The 18,100-nt window shown below is 33.4% G+C and carries 17 protein-coding genes; 3 read left to right on the forward strand and 14 right to left on the reverse strand.

All coding sequences use genetic code 11. The features are described 5' to 3' along the window. Positions 1-84: 84 nt before the first annotated feature. A complete protein-coding gene (locus OF897_RS00775; protein WP_267263784.1) occupies positions 85-510 on the reverse strand; it encodes a T9SS type A sorting domain-containing protein in 426 nt (141 codons plus the stop codon). Then, entirely contained in the window at positions 497-2,170 is a 1,674-nt protein-coding gene (locus OF897_RS00780; RefSeq protein ID WP_267263785.1) for an NHL repeat-containing protein, read from the reverse strand. The genes OF897_RS00775 and OF897_RS00780 overlap by 14 nt, the downstream gene beginning before the upstream one ends. Positions 2,171-2,296: 126 nt before the next feature. On the opposite strand from OF897_RS00780, the gene OF897_RS00785 reads away from it, so the two are divergent. Continuing rightward, on the forward strand, positions 2,297-3,187 hold the full coding sequence (locus tag OF897_RS00785; protein ID WP_267263786.1) for a helix-turn-helix domain-containing protein: 891 nt from the start codon (positions 2,297-2,299) through the stop codon (positions 3,185-3,187). Between the two features lie 99 nt (positions 3,188-3,286). Here OF897_RS00785 and OF897_RS00790 read toward each other — a convergent pair whose 3' ends face one another. Continuing rightward, positions 3,287-3,577: a hypothetical protein gene (locus OF897_RS00790; protein ID WP_267263787.1), complete on the reverse strand. Its 291-nt coding sequence runs from the start codon at positions 3,575-3,577 to the stop codon at positions 3,287-3,289. Between the two features lie 179 nt (positions 3,578-3,756). Beyond that, on the reverse strand, positions 3,757-5,364 hold the full coding sequence (locus OF897_RS00795; RefSeq protein WP_267263788.1) for a fumarate hydratase: 1,608 nt from the start codon (positions 5,362-5,364) through the stop codon (positions 3,757-3,759). 206 nt (positions 5,365-5,570) lie between these two features. On the opposite strand from OF897_RS00795, the gene fumC reads away from it, so the two are divergent. Continuing rightward, positions 5,571-6,965 carry a class II fumarate hydratase gene (fumC, locus tag OF897_RS00800; RefSeq protein WP_267263789.1) on the forward strand — a complete coding sequence of 465 codons (1,395 nt, stop codon included), beginning with the start codon at positions 5,571-5,573 and terminating at the stop codon, positions 6,963-6,965. A 129-nt stretch (positions 6,966-7,094) separates the two neighbouring features. Here the strand turns inward: fumC and OF897_RS00805 are convergent, their stop codons facing one another. The 7 genes from OF897_RS00805 to OF897_RS00835 all read right to left on the reverse strand — a co-directional run bounded on the left by OF897_RS00805 (position 7,095) and on the right by OF897_RS00835 (position 13,541). Then, complete coding sequence (locus OF897_RS00805) at positions 7,095-8,123, reverse strand: S41 family peptidase (protein ID WP_267263790.1); 1,029 nt, start codon at positions 8,121-8,123, stop codon at positions 7,095-7,097. A 26-nt stretch (positions 8,124-8,149) separates the two neighbouring features. Further along, entirely contained in the window at positions 8,150-9,187 is a 1,038-nt protein-coding gene (locus OF897_RS00810; RefSeq protein WP_267263791.1) for an outer membrane beta-barrel protein, read from the reverse strand. A gap of 28 nt (positions 9,188-9,215) precedes the next feature. Next, positions 9,216-9,830 (reverse strand): hypothetical protein, encoded by a 615-nt coding sequence (locus OF897_RS00815; protein WP_267263792.1) that lies wholly within the window; start codon positions 9,828-9,830, stop codon positions 9,216-9,218. After that, complete coding sequence (locus tag OF897_RS00820) at positions 9,817-10,377, reverse strand: RNA polymerase sigma factor (protein ID WP_267263793.1); 561 nt, start codon at positions 10,375-10,377, stop codon at positions 9,817-9,819. The genes OF897_RS00815 and OF897_RS00820 overlap by 14 nt, the downstream gene beginning before the upstream one ends. A 224-nt stretch (positions 10,378-10,601) precedes the next feature. Then, positions 10,602-11,348: an ABC transporter ATP-binding protein gene (locus tag OF897_RS00825; RefSeq protein WP_267263794.1), complete on the reverse strand. Its 747-nt coding sequence runs from the start codon at positions 11,346-11,348 to the stop codon at positions 10,602-10,604. A gap of 116 nt (positions 11,349-11,464) precedes the next feature. Continuing rightward, positions 11,465-12,928 carry a DUF5687 family protein gene (locus OF897_RS00830; protein WP_267263795.1) on the reverse strand — a complete coding sequence of 488 codons (1,464 nt, stop codon included), beginning with the start codon at positions 12,926-12,928 and terminating at the stop codon, positions 11,465-11,467. A gap of 109 nt (positions 12,929-13,037) precedes the next feature. Then, positions 13,038-13,541 carry a hypothetical protein gene (locus OF897_RS00835; protein ID WP_267263796.1) on the reverse strand — a complete coding sequence of 168 codons (504 nt, stop codon included), beginning with the start codon at positions 13,539-13,541 and terminating at the stop codon, positions 13,038-13,040. A 253-nt stretch (positions 13,542-13,794) separates the two neighbouring features. On the opposite strand from OF897_RS00835, the gene OF897_RS00840 reads away from it, so the two are divergent. Next, a complete protein-coding gene (locus OF897_RS00840; protein ID WP_267263797.1) occupies positions 13,795-14,181 on the forward strand; it encodes an HU family DNA-binding protein in 387 nt (128 codons plus the stop codon). Positions 14,182-14,442: 261 nt separating this feature from the next. Here the strand turns inward: OF897_RS00840 and OF897_RS00845 are convergent, their stop codons facing one another. Genes OF897_RS00845 through OF897_RS00855 form a run of 3 tightly spaced genes read right to left on the reverse strand, consistent with a single transcriptional unit; the run spans position 14,443 to position 18,013 of the window. Further along, positions 14,443-15,876 carry a DUF6794 domain-containing protein gene (locus tag OF897_RS00845; protein WP_267263798.1) on the reverse strand — a complete coding sequence of 478 codons (1,434 nt, stop codon included), beginning with the start codon at positions 15,874-15,876 and terminating at the stop codon, positions 14,443-14,445. Positions 15,877-15,917: 41 nt separating this feature from the next. Beyond that, complete coding sequence (locus OF897_RS00850) at positions 15,918-16,481, reverse strand: DUF6705 family protein (protein WP_267263799.1); 564 nt, start codon at positions 16,479-16,481, stop codon at positions 15,918-15,920. A 17-nt stretch (positions 16,482-16,498) separates the two neighbouring features. Beyond that, positions 16,499-18,013, reverse strand: a complete 1,515-nt coding sequence (locus OF897_RS00855) for a hypothetical protein (protein ID WP_267263800.1) — start codon at positions 18,011-18,013, stop codon at positions 16,499-16,501. Positions 18,014-18,100: the final 87 nt, after the last annotated feature.

An 18,100-nucleotide genomic window follows, 5' to 3' on the forward strand; every position in this document is an offset into this window, starting at 1 on the left:
TCATTGATTTGATTATAAAAGCATTAGACGACCATTTCAAAAAAGAAACAGCCGTCTAAAAATAAATCAAATGTTAAATGAACGTTAGTTTTTAATAACTTTTTTCGAGATTTTTTGTCCGTTTTTCATAACCACCTCTACAATATACACTCCTTTTGGTAATCCTTGTAAATTAATCTGATTATTTGAGTACTGAACTTTTAATCTTTGACCTACAATATTGGTAACATTTACGTTTTCAATTGGTGAGTCAGTTTTGATATTTAAAATACCATTTGTTGGGTTTGGATAAACTCCAACAGTTACTTTTTTAATATCAGCCGTTCCTAAACCTGTAGTTACTTGTTTGATACATCTTACAGACATTCCAGCGTCTCTACTCGCACTGTTTGATAAAGCAGAATATTGACTTACATATAAATGTTGTCCAGAACCTGTGTAAGGTGAAGATGATGAAGACCAAAGATAAAGTCGAGTTCCAGGAGAGAAAATTCCACTATAATCTTTCATTTCCTGCAGGAATAAGTTTTAAGTTACTCGAAAGCGCAGAATTAAATTCAGTAATATTCTCAGCAGTTACCGCTGCATCAACTTCAGTCACAGTTGGAAGTCTCCAATCTGAACCAATTGCTTTGCATGGATCTACTCCATTCGTAGCCGTTGCTGAAGAAGAATTTGCAGCAGACCATTTATCAGAAGTTATTCCTCCAGACCAAAAGTTTGATGATGAATTATATGCTGCAGAATAGAATGTTGCATTCCCACCATTCAAACCTGCTGGATTGTTCGGAGAAGGAGCGGTTCCTGATAAAGCAGAACTTCTCAATTGATGACCGTCATCCCATCTTCCCCATTGGAATAAGTCTCCATAAGCATCAGAATCCGTAAGAGATGTTGCCACTTTTGTACTTCCAAGATTTTGTTGAAGCCAGATTTTACCATCCGTTCCTCTTACCGTAGCATAAGTTACAGATTGCCCTCTATAATTAAATGTTACACAACCAGTATCTCCTGGATTATTCCCCGGGTCAGTATTATTACAAGCAGGTGTAGTTAAAGGTGTAAGAGAAATTCTTTTAACTTTTGTAAAATCCTGAGAATATGCTAAAACAAGATAGTTATTAGTATTATCAATAATTAAATCATTATAAGTCGCTTCTCCATCAGAAATAAAATCACCTCCGAAAGTTGACCATGTATTAGTCGTGGTATCCAATTGGTAAGCTGTATTTTTTAAGAAATTATCATTTTCCCAACGACTTGCCACAACATAAGGTTTTCCGGAAGAAGTTACTGCAATTGAAACGTGTTGGACACCTCCTGCAGAAAAATAGGCATTACCCATTTGTTCCCAAGTTGTACCATTGAATTTCTTTACATTTACTTTTCTTGAGTTTGCAGAATTAGAAACATAGGCAACATAAAGATTATTATTAGCATCAATTGCAATATCAGAAGTATATTGTTCTCCGGAAGACGCTGCATCTACAATCGCTCCACCAACTAATGTCCAAGCATTTGAAGTTGTTGCTGTAGTAGTATTTTCGTACACTCTTAATCCACTTGCTACATTCGCCGTATAAACTTTATTATTGGTTCCAATGACCATTTCTGCAAAAGCCGCTCCGTTTGAAAATCCCGCATCTCCAACTTGTTCCCAAACTCCATTTACCAATCTTTTCACAATTCCAGAACTTTGCGTGCTGTAAGTAAACAAAATTCCTGATGGATCAACAGCTGAAGCGTGATAATTAATTGTTGAGGTTGTTGGACTTGCCAATTGAGTCCAAGAAGTTCCATTAAACTGGCGAACTTCTAAACCTGTTCCTTGGTTGGTATAGTAAAGATTTGTTCCAGTGGAATTGATTGACAATGAATTATAAGTTGCAAAACTTGTCGTAATTCCTGCACTTCCTCCTACATAAGACCATGAAGTCCCGTTAAATTTCTGAACTGAACCTTTTTGAACAGAAACATCGTAGTACGACAAGTAATAATTTCCCGCATTGTCAACAACTAAATTATTAAAGCTACTTCCACCTGCCGAAACATTCGCAGAAGAACCCACATTTTGCCATTGTTGAGCATTTACAAAATTACTGGCTGCAATCGATAACGCAATTGCGCCTAAACCGATTTTGACCATTGAAATGTATAAATTTTTAGACATAATAGATATTATTTTTATTTATTCTAAATTTAATTTAATTTTGTGCAAAATTAGCGCGCATCTCAAATCCCTACTTATCATTTTCAAACTTTTACTTATCGGATGCAGCTTTTTTATTCAAATACTATGGAATTAAAAACACGTCGTACAATGAAACAGGCGAAAAGAGGCTTACTATTTCAATCTGAAGACATTAAGGTGGTTTTTCATGAAGATGCAGCGACTGAAAAATATTTAAAATCAAACTTTATTGAAGGACAATCGAGCTTTAATCTGCTTTTTTTACTGAGCCCGAATATCAATCTGCAAGCTTCTGATTGTGGTACTAATTTTCAGTTTAAAAAAAATCAATACATTCTTCATTATTCCTCCGCAGAAAATCATGCAGAATTATGGACGGAAAATCAGGAAGTTTTAAAGTATCTTCAAATTCAGGTTAATTATCAGTATGTTTTTAATTTGATTGATCCAAAATCGAATCTTGAAAGCGCAGAAATTCTTGAAAACATGAAGAATAATAATTTCATCTTTCTTCATAAACAGACTCCGCCCAATATGACAGTGGAAATGCATATGATTTTAAAGGAAATTTCCGGATATTCTAAAAAAGGAATGATGCAGCGATTATTTATTGAAGCTAAAATAATCAAACTTTTAATTCTGATTTTTGAGCAGTTTAATGAGAAAGATATTGTAGAAGATTTATCTAAAACTCCTGAAACCATCAAGAAATTTTTAGATGAAAACTATCATAAAAATTTGAAAGTTGAAGAAATTTCCAGAATAATAGGAATCAATCAAAATAAATTGAGGAAAGAGTTTAAAGAACATTATCAGACAACAATTGTTGATTATGTCTCAGAACTCAGAATGTTGAAAGCAAAAAAAATGATTATCAACAAACAATTTATGATTAAAGAAATTGCCATTGAATGCGGTTATGAATATGTGCAGAATTTCACGAGAGCTTTCAAGAAAAAATTTGGCGTTTCTCCTGAAAAATTGAGATTAGGATAAAAAGAAAAACCACTAAAATTACTTTTAGTGGTTTTATATATGTTGTTTTGCTTTGATATTACTTCCTCGGAATTCATGTGAGAAAGCAATGACAATCACTTAATGATGTCCTTTATCGTGACCATGACTTTCGTGGATGAAAGGACCATGACCTTTTGGAGCGCTGTAAATAACCTCAACTCCTTCTTGCTCTGTTAGAAGCTTACTTCTGATTTGCTCAGGATCGAAAGGTTTTACCTTTCCAAAATATTCTTTCAAACCTTCTGTTAACCACATTGGAATTACCAACCCGAAAAACATCAAGATACACCAGAACCCTACAAGGAACATACAGATAAAATAGATTGTCCAAAGGAACTGATAAAACGGCCAAAATCCAGATAAGATCATTTTCTTAATATTTTAAGCAAAAATAGGACTTTTTTCTTTTTCACACAAAAGACAAAAGCTGATTTTTACTATTTATTTTAATTTTAAACTATTAATTTAGATATTAGAAGCTAGATTTTAGAAATTAGATTGACAATTGTAACGCTAAAATTCTAAAATTTCCTCATAGAATCTCCATTTTAATGTGCAAGATTTGCAAAGAAATCATTTCCTTTATCATCTGTAATGATAAATGCCGGGAAGTCTTTCACCTCAATTTTTCTTACCGCTTCCATTCCTAATTCTGGGAAATCTACAACCTCAACAGAAAGAATATTATCTTTCGCTAAAATTGCAGCAGGACCTCCGATTGAACCGATATAGAAACCTCCGTATTTATTACAAGCGTTCGTCACATCAGCTGTTCTGTTTCCTTTTGCCAACATCACCATACTTCCGCCATGGCTTTGGAATTCGTCAACATAAACGTCCATTCTTCCCGCTGTCGTTGGTCCGAAACTTCCCGAAGCCATTCCTTCCGGAGTTTTTGCAGGACCCGCATAATAAATCGGATGATTTTTGAAATATTCAGGCATTGGTTGACCTGCATCTAATAATTCTTTGATTTTTGCGTGAGCGATATCTCTGGCAACAATTAAAGTTCCGTTTAATTTTAATCTCGTTTTGATTGGATATTTTGAAAGTTCAGCCAAAATTTCTGGCATCGGCTGATTCAAATTAATTTCAACCGCTTCTTCCAAATGTGGTGGCGTTGCAGGTAAAAATCTTTTCGGATCTTGTTCCAATTGTTCTAAGAAAATACCTTTTTTGGTAATTTTTCCTTTGATATTTCTATCTGCTGAACAAGAAACACCCATTCCAACCGGACAAGAAGCCGCATGACGAGGAAGTCTGATTACTCGAACATCATGAGTTAAATATTTTCCTCCAAACTGAGCCCCAATCGCACTTTCTTGGCAAATTTTCTGAACTTTTGCTTCCCATTCCAAATCTCTGAAAGCTTGTCCAGCTTCATTTCCCTCAGTCGGAAGATTGTCATAATATTTTGCTGATGCTTTTTTCACTGCTGCCAAATTCGCTTCCGCAGAAGTTCCTCCAATCACCAAAGCCAAGTGATAAGGTGGACAAGCCGCAGTTCCCAAATCTGAAATTCGTTCTTTCACAAATGCCTCAAGAGATTTTTCGTTCAGTAAAGATTTCGTTTTTTGATAAAGGAAAGTTTTGTTTGCAGAACCTCCTCCTTTCGTTAAAAATAAAAATTCGTAATAATTTCCTTTTTTAGCATAAATATCAATCTGTGCCGGAAGATTTGAACCTGAGTTTTTCTCATCAAACATCGTCAAAGGCACAACCTGAGAATATCTTAAATTTCTTTTTTGATAGGTATTAAAAATTCCTTTGCTTAAATATTCACCGTCTTCAACGCCTGTGTAAACATTTTCTCCTTTTTTACCCATCACAATCGCCGTTCCTGTATCCTGACAAGAAGGTAAAGCTCCTTCTACAGCGACCGCAGCATTTTGCAATAAATTATAAGCAACGAATCTATCATTATCAGTAGCTTCAGGATCGTCAATGATTCTTCTTAAACTTTCTAAATGAGAAGAACGAAGCATGAAAGAAACATCTGCCATAGCTTCTTCCGCAAGAAGTTCAAGACCTTTTGGATCAATGGTTAAAATTTCTCTTTCGCCATGTTGCTCAACTTTCACATAATCTGAAGTCAGTTTCTTATACACCGTATCATCTTTCAAAATTGGATACGGATCTTGATATTTAAAATCCATTTACTTTCTATTTTTCGGTGCAAAAATACGGCTTACAAGAAAAAACATGAGCAAAATCAGCGACTCAAATACGTATTTATAATGATTATAAATTGCGAGGTCTTTGAGCAATGTTTAACTTTATCAATTGAGACTAAGGTTAAAATTAAGACTTAAAACAAGTTTAAACTCAACCTCATTCTAAACCTTAATAAAACAATTTCACAATGAATTACAGAATAGAAAAAGACACCATGGGTGAAGTGCAGGTTCCTGCTGATAAATTTTGGGGCGCACAGACAGAACGTTCAAGAAACAATTTCAAGATCGGTCCTGAAGGTTCTATGCCTCATGAAATTATTGAAGCTTTTGCATATTTAAAAAAAGCTGCTGCCTTTACCAATACAGATTTAGGAGTTCTTCCTGCTGAAAAGAGAGATATGATCGCAAAAGTCTGCGACGAAATCTTAGAAGGAAAATTAAACGATCAATTTCCGTTGGTGATATGGCAAACCGGTTCCGGAACACAATCGAACATGAATGTGAATGAAGTCATTGCAAACCGTTCTCATGTTAACGCTGGCGGAACTTTAGGTGACAAAACTGAAGTTCACCCGAATGATGATGTGAATAAATCTCAATCTTCCAATGATACTTATCCGACAGCAATGCACATTGCAGCTTATAAAAAAGTGGTTGAAGTAACCATTCCCGCGGTTGAGAAACTAAAAAATACGTTGAACGAAAAAGCAGTTTCTTTTAAAGACATTGTGAAAATCGGGAGAACGCATTTGATGGACGCAACACCTTTGACTTTAGGACAAGAATTTTCAGGATATGTTGCTCAGTTAAATTATGGAATTAAAGCCTTAAAAAACACTTTACCACACCTTTCTGAACTTGCTTTGGGAGGAACTGCGGTTGGAACAGGCTTAAATACACCTCAAGGTTACGACGTGAAAGTAGCTGAATACATTGCAAAATTCACAAATCTACCTTTTGTAACTGCCGAAAATAAATTCGAAGCTTTGGCTGCTCATGATGCTATCGTAGAATCTCACGGAGCTTTAAAACAATTGGCAGTTTCTTTATACAAAATTGCTCAGGATATCAGATTGATGGCTTCTGGTCCTCGTTCGGGAATTGGAGAAATTCACATTCCGGAAAATGAGCCGGGATCTTCAATTATGCCAGGAAAAGTAAATCCTACACAAAACGAAGCGATGACAATGGTTTGCGCTCAGGTTTTAGGAAACGACACCACAATTTCTTTTGCGGGAACACAAGGAAATTATGAACTGAATGTTTTTAAACCTGTAATGGCTTATAATTTCTTACAATCTGCTCAGCTGATTGCTGATGCATGTATTTCATTTAATGATCATTGTGCAGTTGGAATCGAGCCAAATAATGAAAGAATTAAAGAATTGGTTGATAAATCTTTGATGTTAGTAACAGCTTTAAACACTCATATTGGCTACGAAAATGCAGCAAAAATTGCAAAAACCGCTCATAAAAACGGAACGACTTTAAAAGAAGAAGCGATCAATCTTGGATTTGTAACTTCTGAACAGTTTGACGAGTGGGTGAAACCTGAAGATATGGTTGGAAGTTTGAAATAATTTTCAAAATACATAAAACAAGACACTCCGTAGAAAATTCTGCGGAGTGTCTTGTTTGTTAATGTGAATGTTGATTTTTATTACTCAATTCTTGTGCCAAATTGAAGTATCTTTTAGTTTGTCATAAAATTATTTTTTAGTGAAAAATAGTATTGCTTCCTGAATATTTTTATCCTGTAACAAATCATCAAAATTATCTTGCTTTGAAATAGCAATATCTGGTATAATCTGCTCATAATAAATACCATTTCTATCACAATCGTAGCCAATACTTAAAGGCATTCTTGCGTCGAAAGGTAGAGTTACAACCATATTAGAAGTTGTTTTTCCTAAAGTTTTTTCTCCTATAAAAATAGTGTTTGACCTTCCTTTAAATGCTAAAGCTGTCACCTCACCCGAACTTGCCGTTAATCCACCTATAAGAACTGCAACTTTAGATTTATCCATTAATTGTCCACTTGGTTTTATGTAAGAAGGTTTCTTTTCTCCCTGATCGTAAACTCCTTTATTCAATTTAGTAGAACTAATCCTTTTTTTATCTCCATCAAGAGTTCCCCAAACCACATTATCTCCCAGCAAATCATATAAAGCTAACAACATTGGCGCTGAATTCCCACCCGTATTAAAGCGAAGATCTACAATCCAACCTTCTAATTTATTATTCGTTTTCAATTCGGCTATTTTGTCATATAAAGGCTGAGCAATTTTATTAACATTTTCAGGACTAAAATCATCAAAGGAAATATTTGGTATTAAAATATAACCATACTTTTCATTTAAAACTTTTGTTTCAAACTGTGGCTTGGTAGCAAACTTTGTCATCCATTGCTTACTAAAATTCTCCCACGAAATTTCTACTGAAGAACCGTAATTTTTCCCTTGATAAGTCACTTTAGAATGATCTGCCCCAATTTTCTCAAATAAAACCTTCGCTTCTCTTAAAGAACTTTTAAAATCTTTTGCAGAGTTCAGATTTTCAAACGTTTCAGCCTTTAATTTCTTCCAATCAAAATCTTTTTTATGCAAATAGGCTACTTCTAAAGATTTAAAAATTTTATCATAAAATACTTTTGTACTGTCCTGTGACGTCTTTATTTTTTGTGCGTTGATATTGATGGCGAGACAAAAAACACCTATTAGTCCTAAAAGTTTTTTCATAACTTTCAATTGAGTCATCCTCTAAATTACCATCCCAAAGCAACTCCGAAAACCAAAGCTTTATCATTTTGGAAATAAGAATCTTTAAAGAAATTGCTGAAATCTTTTTTGACAAATAGCGAGATATTGTCATAAGAAAGCGTAACCTGTGCTCCATAAACAAAAGGATTTACCTGATAATTCGAACGATCTCTGAAGCCCTGACTGTCTCCTTTTACAATATTATTTGTTGCCATTTTAATTCCACCATAAACATTGGCTCCAACTCTAAATCCGTCTGAATAAGGTCTGTACTGAACATCCATCCCTGCACTTTTCAACTTAGAAAAATTATACTGAAAACCAAGTGGAATCATTACATAACCCGTTCTCAACTTTGCTTTATCAAGACTTCCTTCATATTTTGTAAGGAAAACATCTCCGTTTTGTTTTGCGAAAATCATGTTGTTATCAGGGCGAACTGTTCTCCAAGAGAAACCTACACCGGAAATCAATCCCCATGGACTGGTTCTGCCGAACTGATAATTAAATTTTAAACCAAATTCAAAATTATTGGCGTAACCTAAGTTTTTATCTAAATCATTATCGGGTTTATCATTCGTTAAGGTCATAATACCGTAAGAAATATATCCGTCAAAGCTTTTTTTAGGTCTAAACTTTTTCAACAGCTTTTCTTTTAATTCTTCGTTTGAAGTTACGTCAGAATTCAAAAGAGAATATCTTACCTGTTTTTGAATCACCTGGTCTAAATCAAATCCCAAAGCTTCAATCTTCTCATCTATTTTCTGAGAATAAGTATCTGCAATATGAGCTTTTTGCTTGTCAAATTCTGCTTTATCCAGGTTCTTTTCCTGAAGAAACTTCAATTCGGTTTCCATTTGCTTCTTTTCTTCCTGAATGATTCCATTGATTTTCGCAGCATATTCTTCTACTTTTTCCTTTACAATTGGACTTACCGTAGTATCTTCTTTTGACTGCAGGTTTAAACTTAGCCCTTTTCTTTGTGCATTCATTGAGGTTGCAACAAGGCACAATATTCCTGTGATGATAAATTTCTTAATCATGATATATATTTTTTTAGTTTAAATTGAATTATTTAGTATTCAGATCGATGGTCGCAACATTGCTTCCGTCCTTAGATTTATCGATGACATCTTTATGCTCTACCGAGAAAAGCAGCGTTGAAGGATCAACATATCTTCTTTTCTTCTGAACCTTTACAGAATCTGATTTTGCCATGATTTTCGCAGGCTGATTCTGAATGATAATCTGAGAAGCGATTTCAGAAGGATTTTCTTTAATTAACGGAAGTTCGTTTTTATGAGGAACTTCTTTTTCAGTTTGTAATTCAGAAGGCAAATCTTTAGTTTGAGTAAATCTTTCCTGCTCATCTTTAACAATAATGTTCTGAGAATTTGTTCTCTCCGGCTGTTTTATTGTATTTTCCTCTTTCAAAGAAGGTGTTTTCTCAGTTTCAGCCATCTGTGGTTTTGGTTCAGAATCATTATTTAAAAATAGAACTGCTCCCAAACCAAATATTAAAACAAAACAAGCAGCCAATAACACCCAGTTAATATTTGATTTTTTTGAACGAGTATTTTCGGTTTGAGCCTGAATTTCTGCCCATAAATCTCTTGAAGGAGTAATTTCTCTTTCGTCGATTTGTCTTTTTATCTGGAATTCAAAATTATCTTTAGACGTGTTCATTTTTCAGTTTTTTTTGTTGTTGAAAGTAAATCTTTCTCAATTTTTCTTTTGCTCTGAAGAGTTGTGTTTTGCTTACTGCCAAAGAAATATTCAGTGTATCTGCAATTTCCTGATGCGAATATTCTTCAATCACATAAAGGTTGAAAACCATTCTGTACGCATCCGGAAGCTGATCGAGAAGTTCCTGTGCATTAAAATCAAAATCTATGACCTCTTCCTTTAAATCTTCCAGAACAGAAGCATGAACGTCGTCGAGATAAAAAACCGTTTTGCGACTTTTAATAAAATTGAGGCATTCGTTTACTACAATTTTTCTCGCCCAACCTTCAAAATTTCCTTCACCACGAAAGCTTTCTATATGTTTAAAAATCTTACAAAATGCTTTAATCACGCAATCTTCCGCCTGATACAAATCGCTGACATAACTTTTTGCCACACTCAGGAATTTTTTTACACTTTGATCATAAAAGATTTTCTGCGCAGCCGAATCCTGCCTTTTGAGGCGGCTCAGCAAATCTTCTTTTTTATTATTAAACAAAAGCTTCATGGTTTATTCTGTTTGACTTCGTCGAATCTTCGATTTCTATAGTAAAGACAGTAAAAGTTTAAAATGGTTACAAAAAATTTTTCTTTTTTATTAAAATTAATATAACCTACTGAAAATGAATATTATATTTTTGAAAAATTATTTAATTTGTTTACTATTATAAAAAACATCGGGCAATACCCGATGCTGTAATATATTGCTACTTCCTGGCTCTTTTTAAAATTTTAGATTGATGAGGTTTCTTGAGAAACAATTTCCTGTTTTCCTGAGTTTACCTGATCTTCGAAATACTTTTCAAGCTGACGTAATGTTTCAGGCGTCGTTTGAATATCCTGAACAACAACACCTTTGTTAACCACCACAATTCTGTTGCACACTTCTGTTGTATGCGAAAGATCATGACTTGAGATTAAAAACGTCACTCCATTCTCTTTAGCGAACTCTCGAATCATATTTTTCAGTTTGATCTGCGTGGAAGGATCAAGGTTTGCAAAAGGTTCATCCAGAATAATAATTTCCGGTTTTCCGATTAATGCACCGATAATTCCGACTTTTTTCTGATTCCCTTTTGAAAGGTCACGAACGTATTTTCCTGCATTGATGATCTCACCATTAAACAAATCATAAAACTGCTTTAAAAATTCATCGACCGAAGCTTTATTCTGACCTCTCAATTCGCCGATGAAGTAGAAATATTCTTCAGGAGTCAAATATCCAATCAAAAAGGTTTCGTCAATGAATGCTGAAACTTTGTTTTTCCAGGCCTCAGATTCGTTTACTTTAATTCCTTCAACGCTTACAAAACCTGTTGTCGGCTGAATTAAATCAAGCATTAAACTGAATAGGGTCGTTTTTCCAGCTCCGTTGTTTCCAACCAATCCGAAAGTTTCGCCTTTTGTTATTTCTAAATTTTCTATATTAAGAACGGTTGCTGTACCGTATGTTTTCTTTAAATTTTGTATTGTTATCATGTTGTTCAATGTTAGGTGTTTGATGTTGGGTAATAAATGCCTGAACTTTAATGTTTCAATTAATTTTCAACCTTTTCACTTGATTCTTTTTACTTTTTACTTGGCTCTTTAAAAAATTACGCCTTCTTAAAAGCTTCAAGCGTACTGTATTTCTCCGTTTTATATTTTTTGATAATAATATCTAAGATTTTTTCACGGAAGATAAATCCGATAATACCTAAAATTCCAATAGAAATGACGGCTGCAGAAATTCCGAAGAAATAATTCACAGCATAAAAAACAGCCATTGGTAAAAGCATTTTAGGAACCATTAAAATAAACGCTTTGAAAGTAACTGTATTTTTTTGTCCGACTCTTTTTTCTTTTGAATTAAGGTCAATGAAATTCTTATTATAAGCTCCCGACAAGAGTGTCAGCTGAGAATTCACACCAATATTGTAAATTCCTGCTGCAAAAAAAGCGAAATAAATATTCCATCCGAAATAGGCATAAAACAAGGCAAGAACTATAGAAATTGCCGTAGCAATATTCATGAGCCACCATTTTGCTTTAAGATATTCTTTGTAAGGAACATTCTGGGTCATCATTAACGGATAATATGCACTGTCGAAAGCAGGAACTCTTTGCCCGAAAGCAAACTGAAAACCTCCCGTTACAAAAAGACCCATTAACATCATCCAAGCTGGCCCTCTATAAATATCATTAGCAAACATCATTAAACCGTAGAACAGAAACATAAAACTTCCAATAAGAACGCCTTTTGTGACTTTATTACGTTTCAACATTTTAATGTCATTGTTAATGAATGTTCCGATTGCACCATATTTATTTAGGAAATCAATGTTTTCTGTTTTCCCGATTTCTTTTTTGGCTTCAAGACCTTCATCCAGATAAAAGCTTTTTCGGATATAATTGAAAGTAATTTTCCAAAGTGCTGCAAATAACAGAACGGGAACTAGTGCAAAATAAGGTTTGCCATAGAAGCTGTAAAATATACTTTCAGAGTAAGACAAAACAGGAACAATTTCGTAATAATTCAATGCTGCAAAACAAGCAATAAGAATCCCCACACCGATGGCAATATTTTCTTTATCATTGAATAAAAGATTGAGGAAATTATTCAGATAAAACAGAGATGAAACTCCAATAAACCATGTGAAAATTCCAAGAAAACCGTAACCATTAAATGCTAAGATTCCGCAAAATGTTATGATAAATATAGAATTAAACCAACTCAGCGGGGTAAGGAAAGTTTTAATTAAAGTATAATTGACAACAACTTTCTTAGGAATATTAAGCGTAAGAAAAGGCTTAATATTCTGCGTCGGAATCTGCTGAATCATGTATTTGAAAACCAAATCAACCAACCAGCCGATAATCATAAAACGTGAAATAATCTTCAGCGGATCCTGCGCCATTTCCTCCTGCACATAAAAATAGGCAATGAAAGACATCATTGCGAGCCATAAAATGAAGAAACAAATCCCGATGATTCTGAAAATCTTCATCGCAAGATTGATACCCACCGAAGATCCTCTAAAAAAACTTTTCCACTCCAGCTTCAAAAATCGTTTAAACATAGTCTACTTTTTAATCATTAGTAAAGATAATGTTTAAAATGTTACATAATTTGTCACTGAATATGGGAATAATCGAGACTTCCTATATTTTTTTGATTTATGTGAAAGGTTATTCCAAAATTTCCTTTGTGAAAACCCCATCATGGAATCTCACCGTAAAACCGGAATTTTCTTCGTTTTTTTCTTTTACGCTTAAAACATTTCCATTTAAATCAACTGAAGGACTTCGGCTGAGTACACCTAAGTTTTCAAGCTCAAAAGTTTTGGTGTTGATTACGACTAACTGATCACGATGTTTATCTGCATACATTACGATTAAAAAATTCTCACAGAACTCGATGAATCTGCAACCTCCATAAGAAAACCCCATCGAATTCACAGGAACTTTCCATTCGAGAATAAAGTTGCTGTTGATTTTCAATTTTAGGACATCAAAGCCTACATCATTATCTTCATACCAAGCAAACATGCCGTTTTGAAAAGCAATATTGTACTCGGAAACAACGTGTTCTGCGCCAAAAATATTCTTCCAAACAATTTCATCATCTTTAAGTTCTCCTTCTTTAAAATCTATTTCTTCGTAGATTAATTTTAATAGCTCTTTTTTATCCATGATTATTATATTAAAGATTTAAAACTTTTTTAATTTCATTTTAAAAAGCAAGGTATTCATTTTCCAGATATACAATTACTCTAATCCCATAAAATCTTTAAGCGTTAATGAAATAAAATTGTACCTGAAAATTAGCAGCACCTCTAAAAAAATACACTTATCACAATATTACACCACAAAAAATGAAAATAATTCACATTATATCATTTTAAATAGTATATTTGATATTATCAACAATTTAAAACACAATGATATGCCAGTACAGTATTCACTAAGTGAAAAGGGTAATCCTTCAGATCAATCAGCTCCAAAAAAATTCTACGCAACTGCAAAATCCACAGGTGAAGTTACTTTCAGAAGCCTTAGCAAGGAGATTGCCGGAGCCTCTACTACGGTAAGTGACACCGATGTTTTAGCAGTTTTAAATGATTTAAGCAAAGCTCTTGCAAAGCATCTTTCGGAAGGAAGAATTGTGAGGTTCGGCGATTTTGGTTCTTTCAGTATGCGACTGAGCAGTGAAGGTGCAGAAAGTGCTGAGAAGTTTAATTCGTCTATGATTAAAGCACCCAAAATAACTTTTCGTCCGGGTATAGATCTTAAGGAAATGCTTGCTATTACGAAGTTTGAAAAAGCTAAGTAAGGAAAAATAAATTCCTCGCCAGTAATTTTAAACTCCTTACTGAGCAATTTAAAATTACTGGCGAGCATTTATCAGAATGCAGGCGAGGACTTTGGTAACTCCCCGCCTGCATTTTTTAAAAGCTCCCTTGGATTTGTGTAAATCCAAGGGAGCTTTTGGTATAATCGTCTAAAGGATTATGGAATAGCACTATAGCAAACTAAAAACACGCAGAAAATTCTGCGGGTTTTTAATAGTTTGAAAGTAGAAAATATTTTATTTTTATTTGACGGGGTTTTGTCTTTCCCAATCTTTCCAAGAGTTTTTATCTCCTGTTAGCCATTTCATATATGTAGAAATAATAATTCCGGAAATTATTTCTCTTCCGTATTCTCTATTTCCTATATCTCCTCTATCGTTAAAATATTTAAGTAATCTTGATCCTCCATTTATTCCCCATTTATTTCTGATCCACATTCCAAGTCCACCCATATGTCCATTAAAATCAAAAGTATCTTTAGCGTTTTTCAAATCTTTTTTTATCTCAAAATTTAAGATTTTATCCAATTCGATCATACAGTCATGCAAGTTTTTAGGAATATAAATACCATCTATTTTATCTAATTTTAATCTTTTATTAAATTCTTGCTTTTTTCGTTGCTGTTCTTTAATGGTTTCTTGTTCCGCAATTTTATCATCAAAATCTCTATATCCTCCCCAAAAATATTCGAAATAATACTTTTCTGATTCTTTAGGAATAAAATCTGCCTTAAAGACTGTATTTTTAATGTATTCTCCAATTTGTTTTTTAATAAATATATTGTCACAATCAAATTTTTCAATTTCAAATTTTCCATTGTGATCTAAGTATCCTGATAACTCAATCTTATGTAAACTGTAACTATTTCGTTCATTTAGAGGAATATACTTTAAATTTGAAAATTTACTTATTGTTGCTGATAATTTTTCATCATTGGTTTGATTTTGAAAATCATTAATACTTTTATATGCTCCCTGAAAACTTCTAACATAGCTTTCCTTTCTCTCATAGTCTTTTATTTGAGGATATAAAGAATCAAAATCAAGTTTTGTTTTTATTATTTCATTGCTACCCAAATCAAATAATGTGATTTTTTTTCTTGCATCAATTACATGAATTGTATCGTTTTTATTATAAATAAAATTTTTTCTGAGATACCTTTCTTTTTCATCAGTACCTCTTTTATATACTGTTAAGCTGTAATTACTTCTTTTACCATCATATATTAATAAACGATTGTCATAAAATAAATCACATTTCTCTTGATTTCTATTACAGTTAATAAATTCTTCCACATCGTATTCTTTTATTAATTTGCCATCCACATAATAAACTATACTTTTATCATTATTTATTGGAAATCTATTTAAATAAATAATTTTCCTGCCGTCTTTACTTAATGCTACAAATTGAAAATGACCTATTGCTTCAGACACATTAAATGATCTATTAATTGTATATAATATCGAGTCTTCAGATTGTTGCTTTTGTTCATTGTAAACCCTCTTCACACCGGTAGATTTTCCTCTAAAACCATAACTATTCCCTTCGTAAGATGTAGATTTTAATCTATATTCACCATCGTATGACGTTGTTATAGAAACTACTTGTGATTTCAAAAACAGTAATAACAAATTAATAAATAGGAAGATTGATTTTAATACTATTGATTTCATATTTATGATATTAATAAAACCACCAAAGCGGTGGCTTTATCTTATTGTTTTGTTAAAATAATATTCTTTGGCAATGGCTGTGGAAAAGGATTAGCATTGTAATATGGACAGTCTGGGGTTATAATATCCGTCCAATCAGAAAATGTAAATTTCATTTCAGTTTTTGTATAATTTGTGAAACTTATCATAATAATTCCAATCATATCACAAATATCGGAATCAAAATATTTTAAAGAATATTTTGTACTTAATGATGAAAATATTTTCCCGCCTTCTATTTTAGCATTATCATCAGAAACAGTGGTATTATCAAATAATACTTGTCCATTGGAATTTGTCACTTTAAATTTACCAATTAATACATCCATATGATATGGATTATTTTCTAAATGTGTGAATTGTCGTGTAATCTTTTTTAATGTTAGAGAAAATGTTTTACCGTTCCAAACTCCTTTCCAAGTACCTTCATATTGAGGTAGCTCATTGTCTAAATCTTTAACATAAGAATTTGATGGAATTTGATCATAAGTCCGTAAAGGTAAAATTTGTGCATTACAAGAAAATATTGTTACAAATAAAACAAAAATTAAAAATGTATTTTTCATAAGTTTTAGTTTTTAAATTATAAAGGACATGGCGTCTTAGTTCCATTTGTGTTAAGTTTAGAAGCTTTACCTGTATTTTTTTCTACATAATAAACTTCTAAACCAACCGTTTTCACACTTTCTTTCAAAAAGCGTGGAAACAATTTCTCAACATCGTTTTGATTAAAGCTTCCATCTTCCTTTTGAATCTTTTGAAATTCTGTTAGATACCAACTTTTCCAATTATCAATTTGAGATGTACCTATAGTAAAATTTCCTGTCCCGGAATATTGCAACATGTAATTCCCTTCAGAAGTGACAACCATACTATATGCATCTCCAACACTTCCGTGCAAATAGGCATTTGCCACACAGCTTGTAAGAAACGTAGCTACATCAGCCGGAGAGAAAATCTTAACAGTTGCTTCAGTAGCAGTATCATTAGTATGTGAGTGTATAAATCCGAAGTATTGGTTACCTGGTGGTAATACGACGTTATGTGTTCCAGGGGCATTATCCATAAATTCATAATGAGTTTCAGTTGCGCCCGCTGTAGTAGGATAACCTGCAGCATATCCTATTTCATGATCATAAGCAAAAACTTTCGGCTTATCTATAGAATCTACTTTTGCTTTAAAATTTGCATCTGAAAACCTAGCTTTTATTTTAGCACACGGGTTGTTTCTTGTTGGCAAATTCGGATCTGTCGGCATTCCAACAACACAGCCATTCGGGTCTACAATTCCCACTTGTGTAGGATCTGTAGGTGCTTGTATACATTGTACAGGGGTATTATTATCCGGACAATCTGGGCATTCACCTCCGCCTCCTCCGCCTCCATTAATAGGAGTTGGTGTAGGCATAATCGTAGCAGGTTCTTCTCCAAAGCAATCATACAGAACAATGCTTCCCCAATAAGCGGCCCCAAATTCACCAGCATAAGCACATGGTTCTCCCGGTTCATGAAGATTATCTTTACATTTCACAGGATAGGAATAGTAATGCGGAATACAAAGCTGTTTTTGGCTGAGTGAAGAAAGATTGACACCAGCCAATTCTGTTATCTGCTCTTTATTTTTATAATTTACATATTCTCTGTTGGCAATTTTGGCTTTATCTGCTTCTGTAAGATTCAAAACAATATGAAATACTTTGTAGCTCCCATCCGGATTTGGAGTTAAAAGAAGATTTTCTACAGGTGCATTGATAGGAGCATTGTCTCGAATAATGCTAAAAGTATATGTGTGAAAATCGGGACCGTTTTCCATATAGATTACTTCATCAGTATCAATGGTAATTCCGTTTCCTACATTTACAAGTTTTCCCTGAATATTTAGCTCTTGTTTCTCTACTTCTTTTTCCGCTTTTTGCAGTTCGAGTAAAAGTTTGGCTTTGTGCTTCGCATCATTTAAAGAAATCCTCTTCGAAGTAAGCTGAAATTTTGAGCTGTTGTTGTACGTTTCCTGTTCCTGGAAATGGTCTGTCCTACAGGAGTAGATAGTAATTGTCACCAAAAGAATCAGGCAGAGCCTGAGAAATAAATTTTTCTTCATAGATCATTTGTTTTTAATGGGTTAAAAATATAAAAAATTTGTAACTCCACAAATATGTGATAAATAATTTAAACTGCAATGCCCTAT

The sequence above is a fragment of the Chryseobacterium formosum genome (assembly GCF_026460885.1).
Lineage (GTDB): Bacteria > Bacteroidota > Bacteroidia > Flavobacteriales > Weeksellaceae > Chryseobacterium > Chryseobacterium formosus.

Coding starts and splice junctions, on each gene's coding strand:
- OF897_RS00775 (WP_267263784.1), bottom strand. CDS start 510: ATGAAAGATTATAGTGGAATTTTCTCTCCTGGAACTCGACTTTATCTT.
- OF897_RS00780 (WP_267263785.1), bottom strand. CDS start 2,170: ATGTCTAAAAATTTATACATTTCAATGGTCAAAATCGGTTTAGGCGCA.
- OF897_RS00785 (WP_267263786.1), top strand. CDS start 2,297: ATGGAATTAAAAACACGTCGTACAATGAAACAGGCGAAAAGAGGCTTA.
- OF897_RS00790 (WP_267263787.1), bottom strand. CDS start 3,577: ATGATCTTATCTGGATTTTGGCCGTTTTATCAGTTCCTTTGGACAATC.
- OF897_RS00795 (WP_267263788.1), bottom strand. CDS start 5,364: ATGGATTTTAAATATCAAGATCCGTATCCAATTTTGAAAGATGATACG.
- fumC (WP_267263789.1), top strand. CDS start 5,571: ATGAATTACAGAATAGAAAAAGACACCATGGGTGAAGTGCAGGTTCCT.
- OF897_RS00805 (WP_267263790.1), bottom strand. CDS start 8,123: ATGAAAAAACTTTTAGGACTAATAGGTGTTTTTTGTCTCGCCATCAAT.
- OF897_RS00810 (WP_267263791.1), bottom strand. CDS start 9,187: ATGATTAAGAAATTTATCATCACAGGAATATTGTGCCTTGTTGCAACC.
- OF897_RS00815 (WP_267263792.1), bottom strand. CDS start 9,830: ATGAACACGTCTAAAGATAATTTTGAATTCCAGATAAAAAGACAAATC.
- OF897_RS00820 (WP_267263793.1), bottom strand. CDS start 10,377: ATGAAGCTTTTGTTTAATAATAAAAAAGAAGATTTGCTGAGCCGCCTC.
- OF897_RS00825 (WP_267263794.1), bottom strand. CDS start 11,348: ATGATAACAATACAAAATTTAAAGAAAACATACGGTACAGCAACCGTT.
- OF897_RS00830 (WP_267263795.1), bottom strand. CDS start 12,928: ATGTTTAAACGATTTTTGAAGCTGGAGTGGAAAAGTTTTTTTAGAGGA.
- OF897_RS00835 (WP_267263796.1), bottom strand. CDS start 13,541: ATGGATAAAAAAGAGCTATTAAAATTAATCTACGAAGAAATAGATTTT.
- OF897_RS00840 (WP_267263797.1), top strand. CDS start 13,795: ATGCCAGTACAGTATTCACTAAGTGAAAAGGGTAATCCTTCAGATCAA.
- OF897_RS00845 (WP_267263798.1), bottom strand. CDS start 15,876: ATGAAATCAATAGTATTAAAATCAATCTTCCTATTTATTAATTTGTTA.
- OF897_RS00850 (WP_267263799.1), bottom strand. CDS start 16,481: ATGAAAAATACATTTTTAATTTTTGTTTTATTTGTAACAATATTTTCT.
- OF897_RS00855 (WP_267263800.1), bottom strand. CDS start 18,013: ATGAAGAAAAATTTATTTCTCAGGCTCTGCCTGATTCTTTTGGTGACA.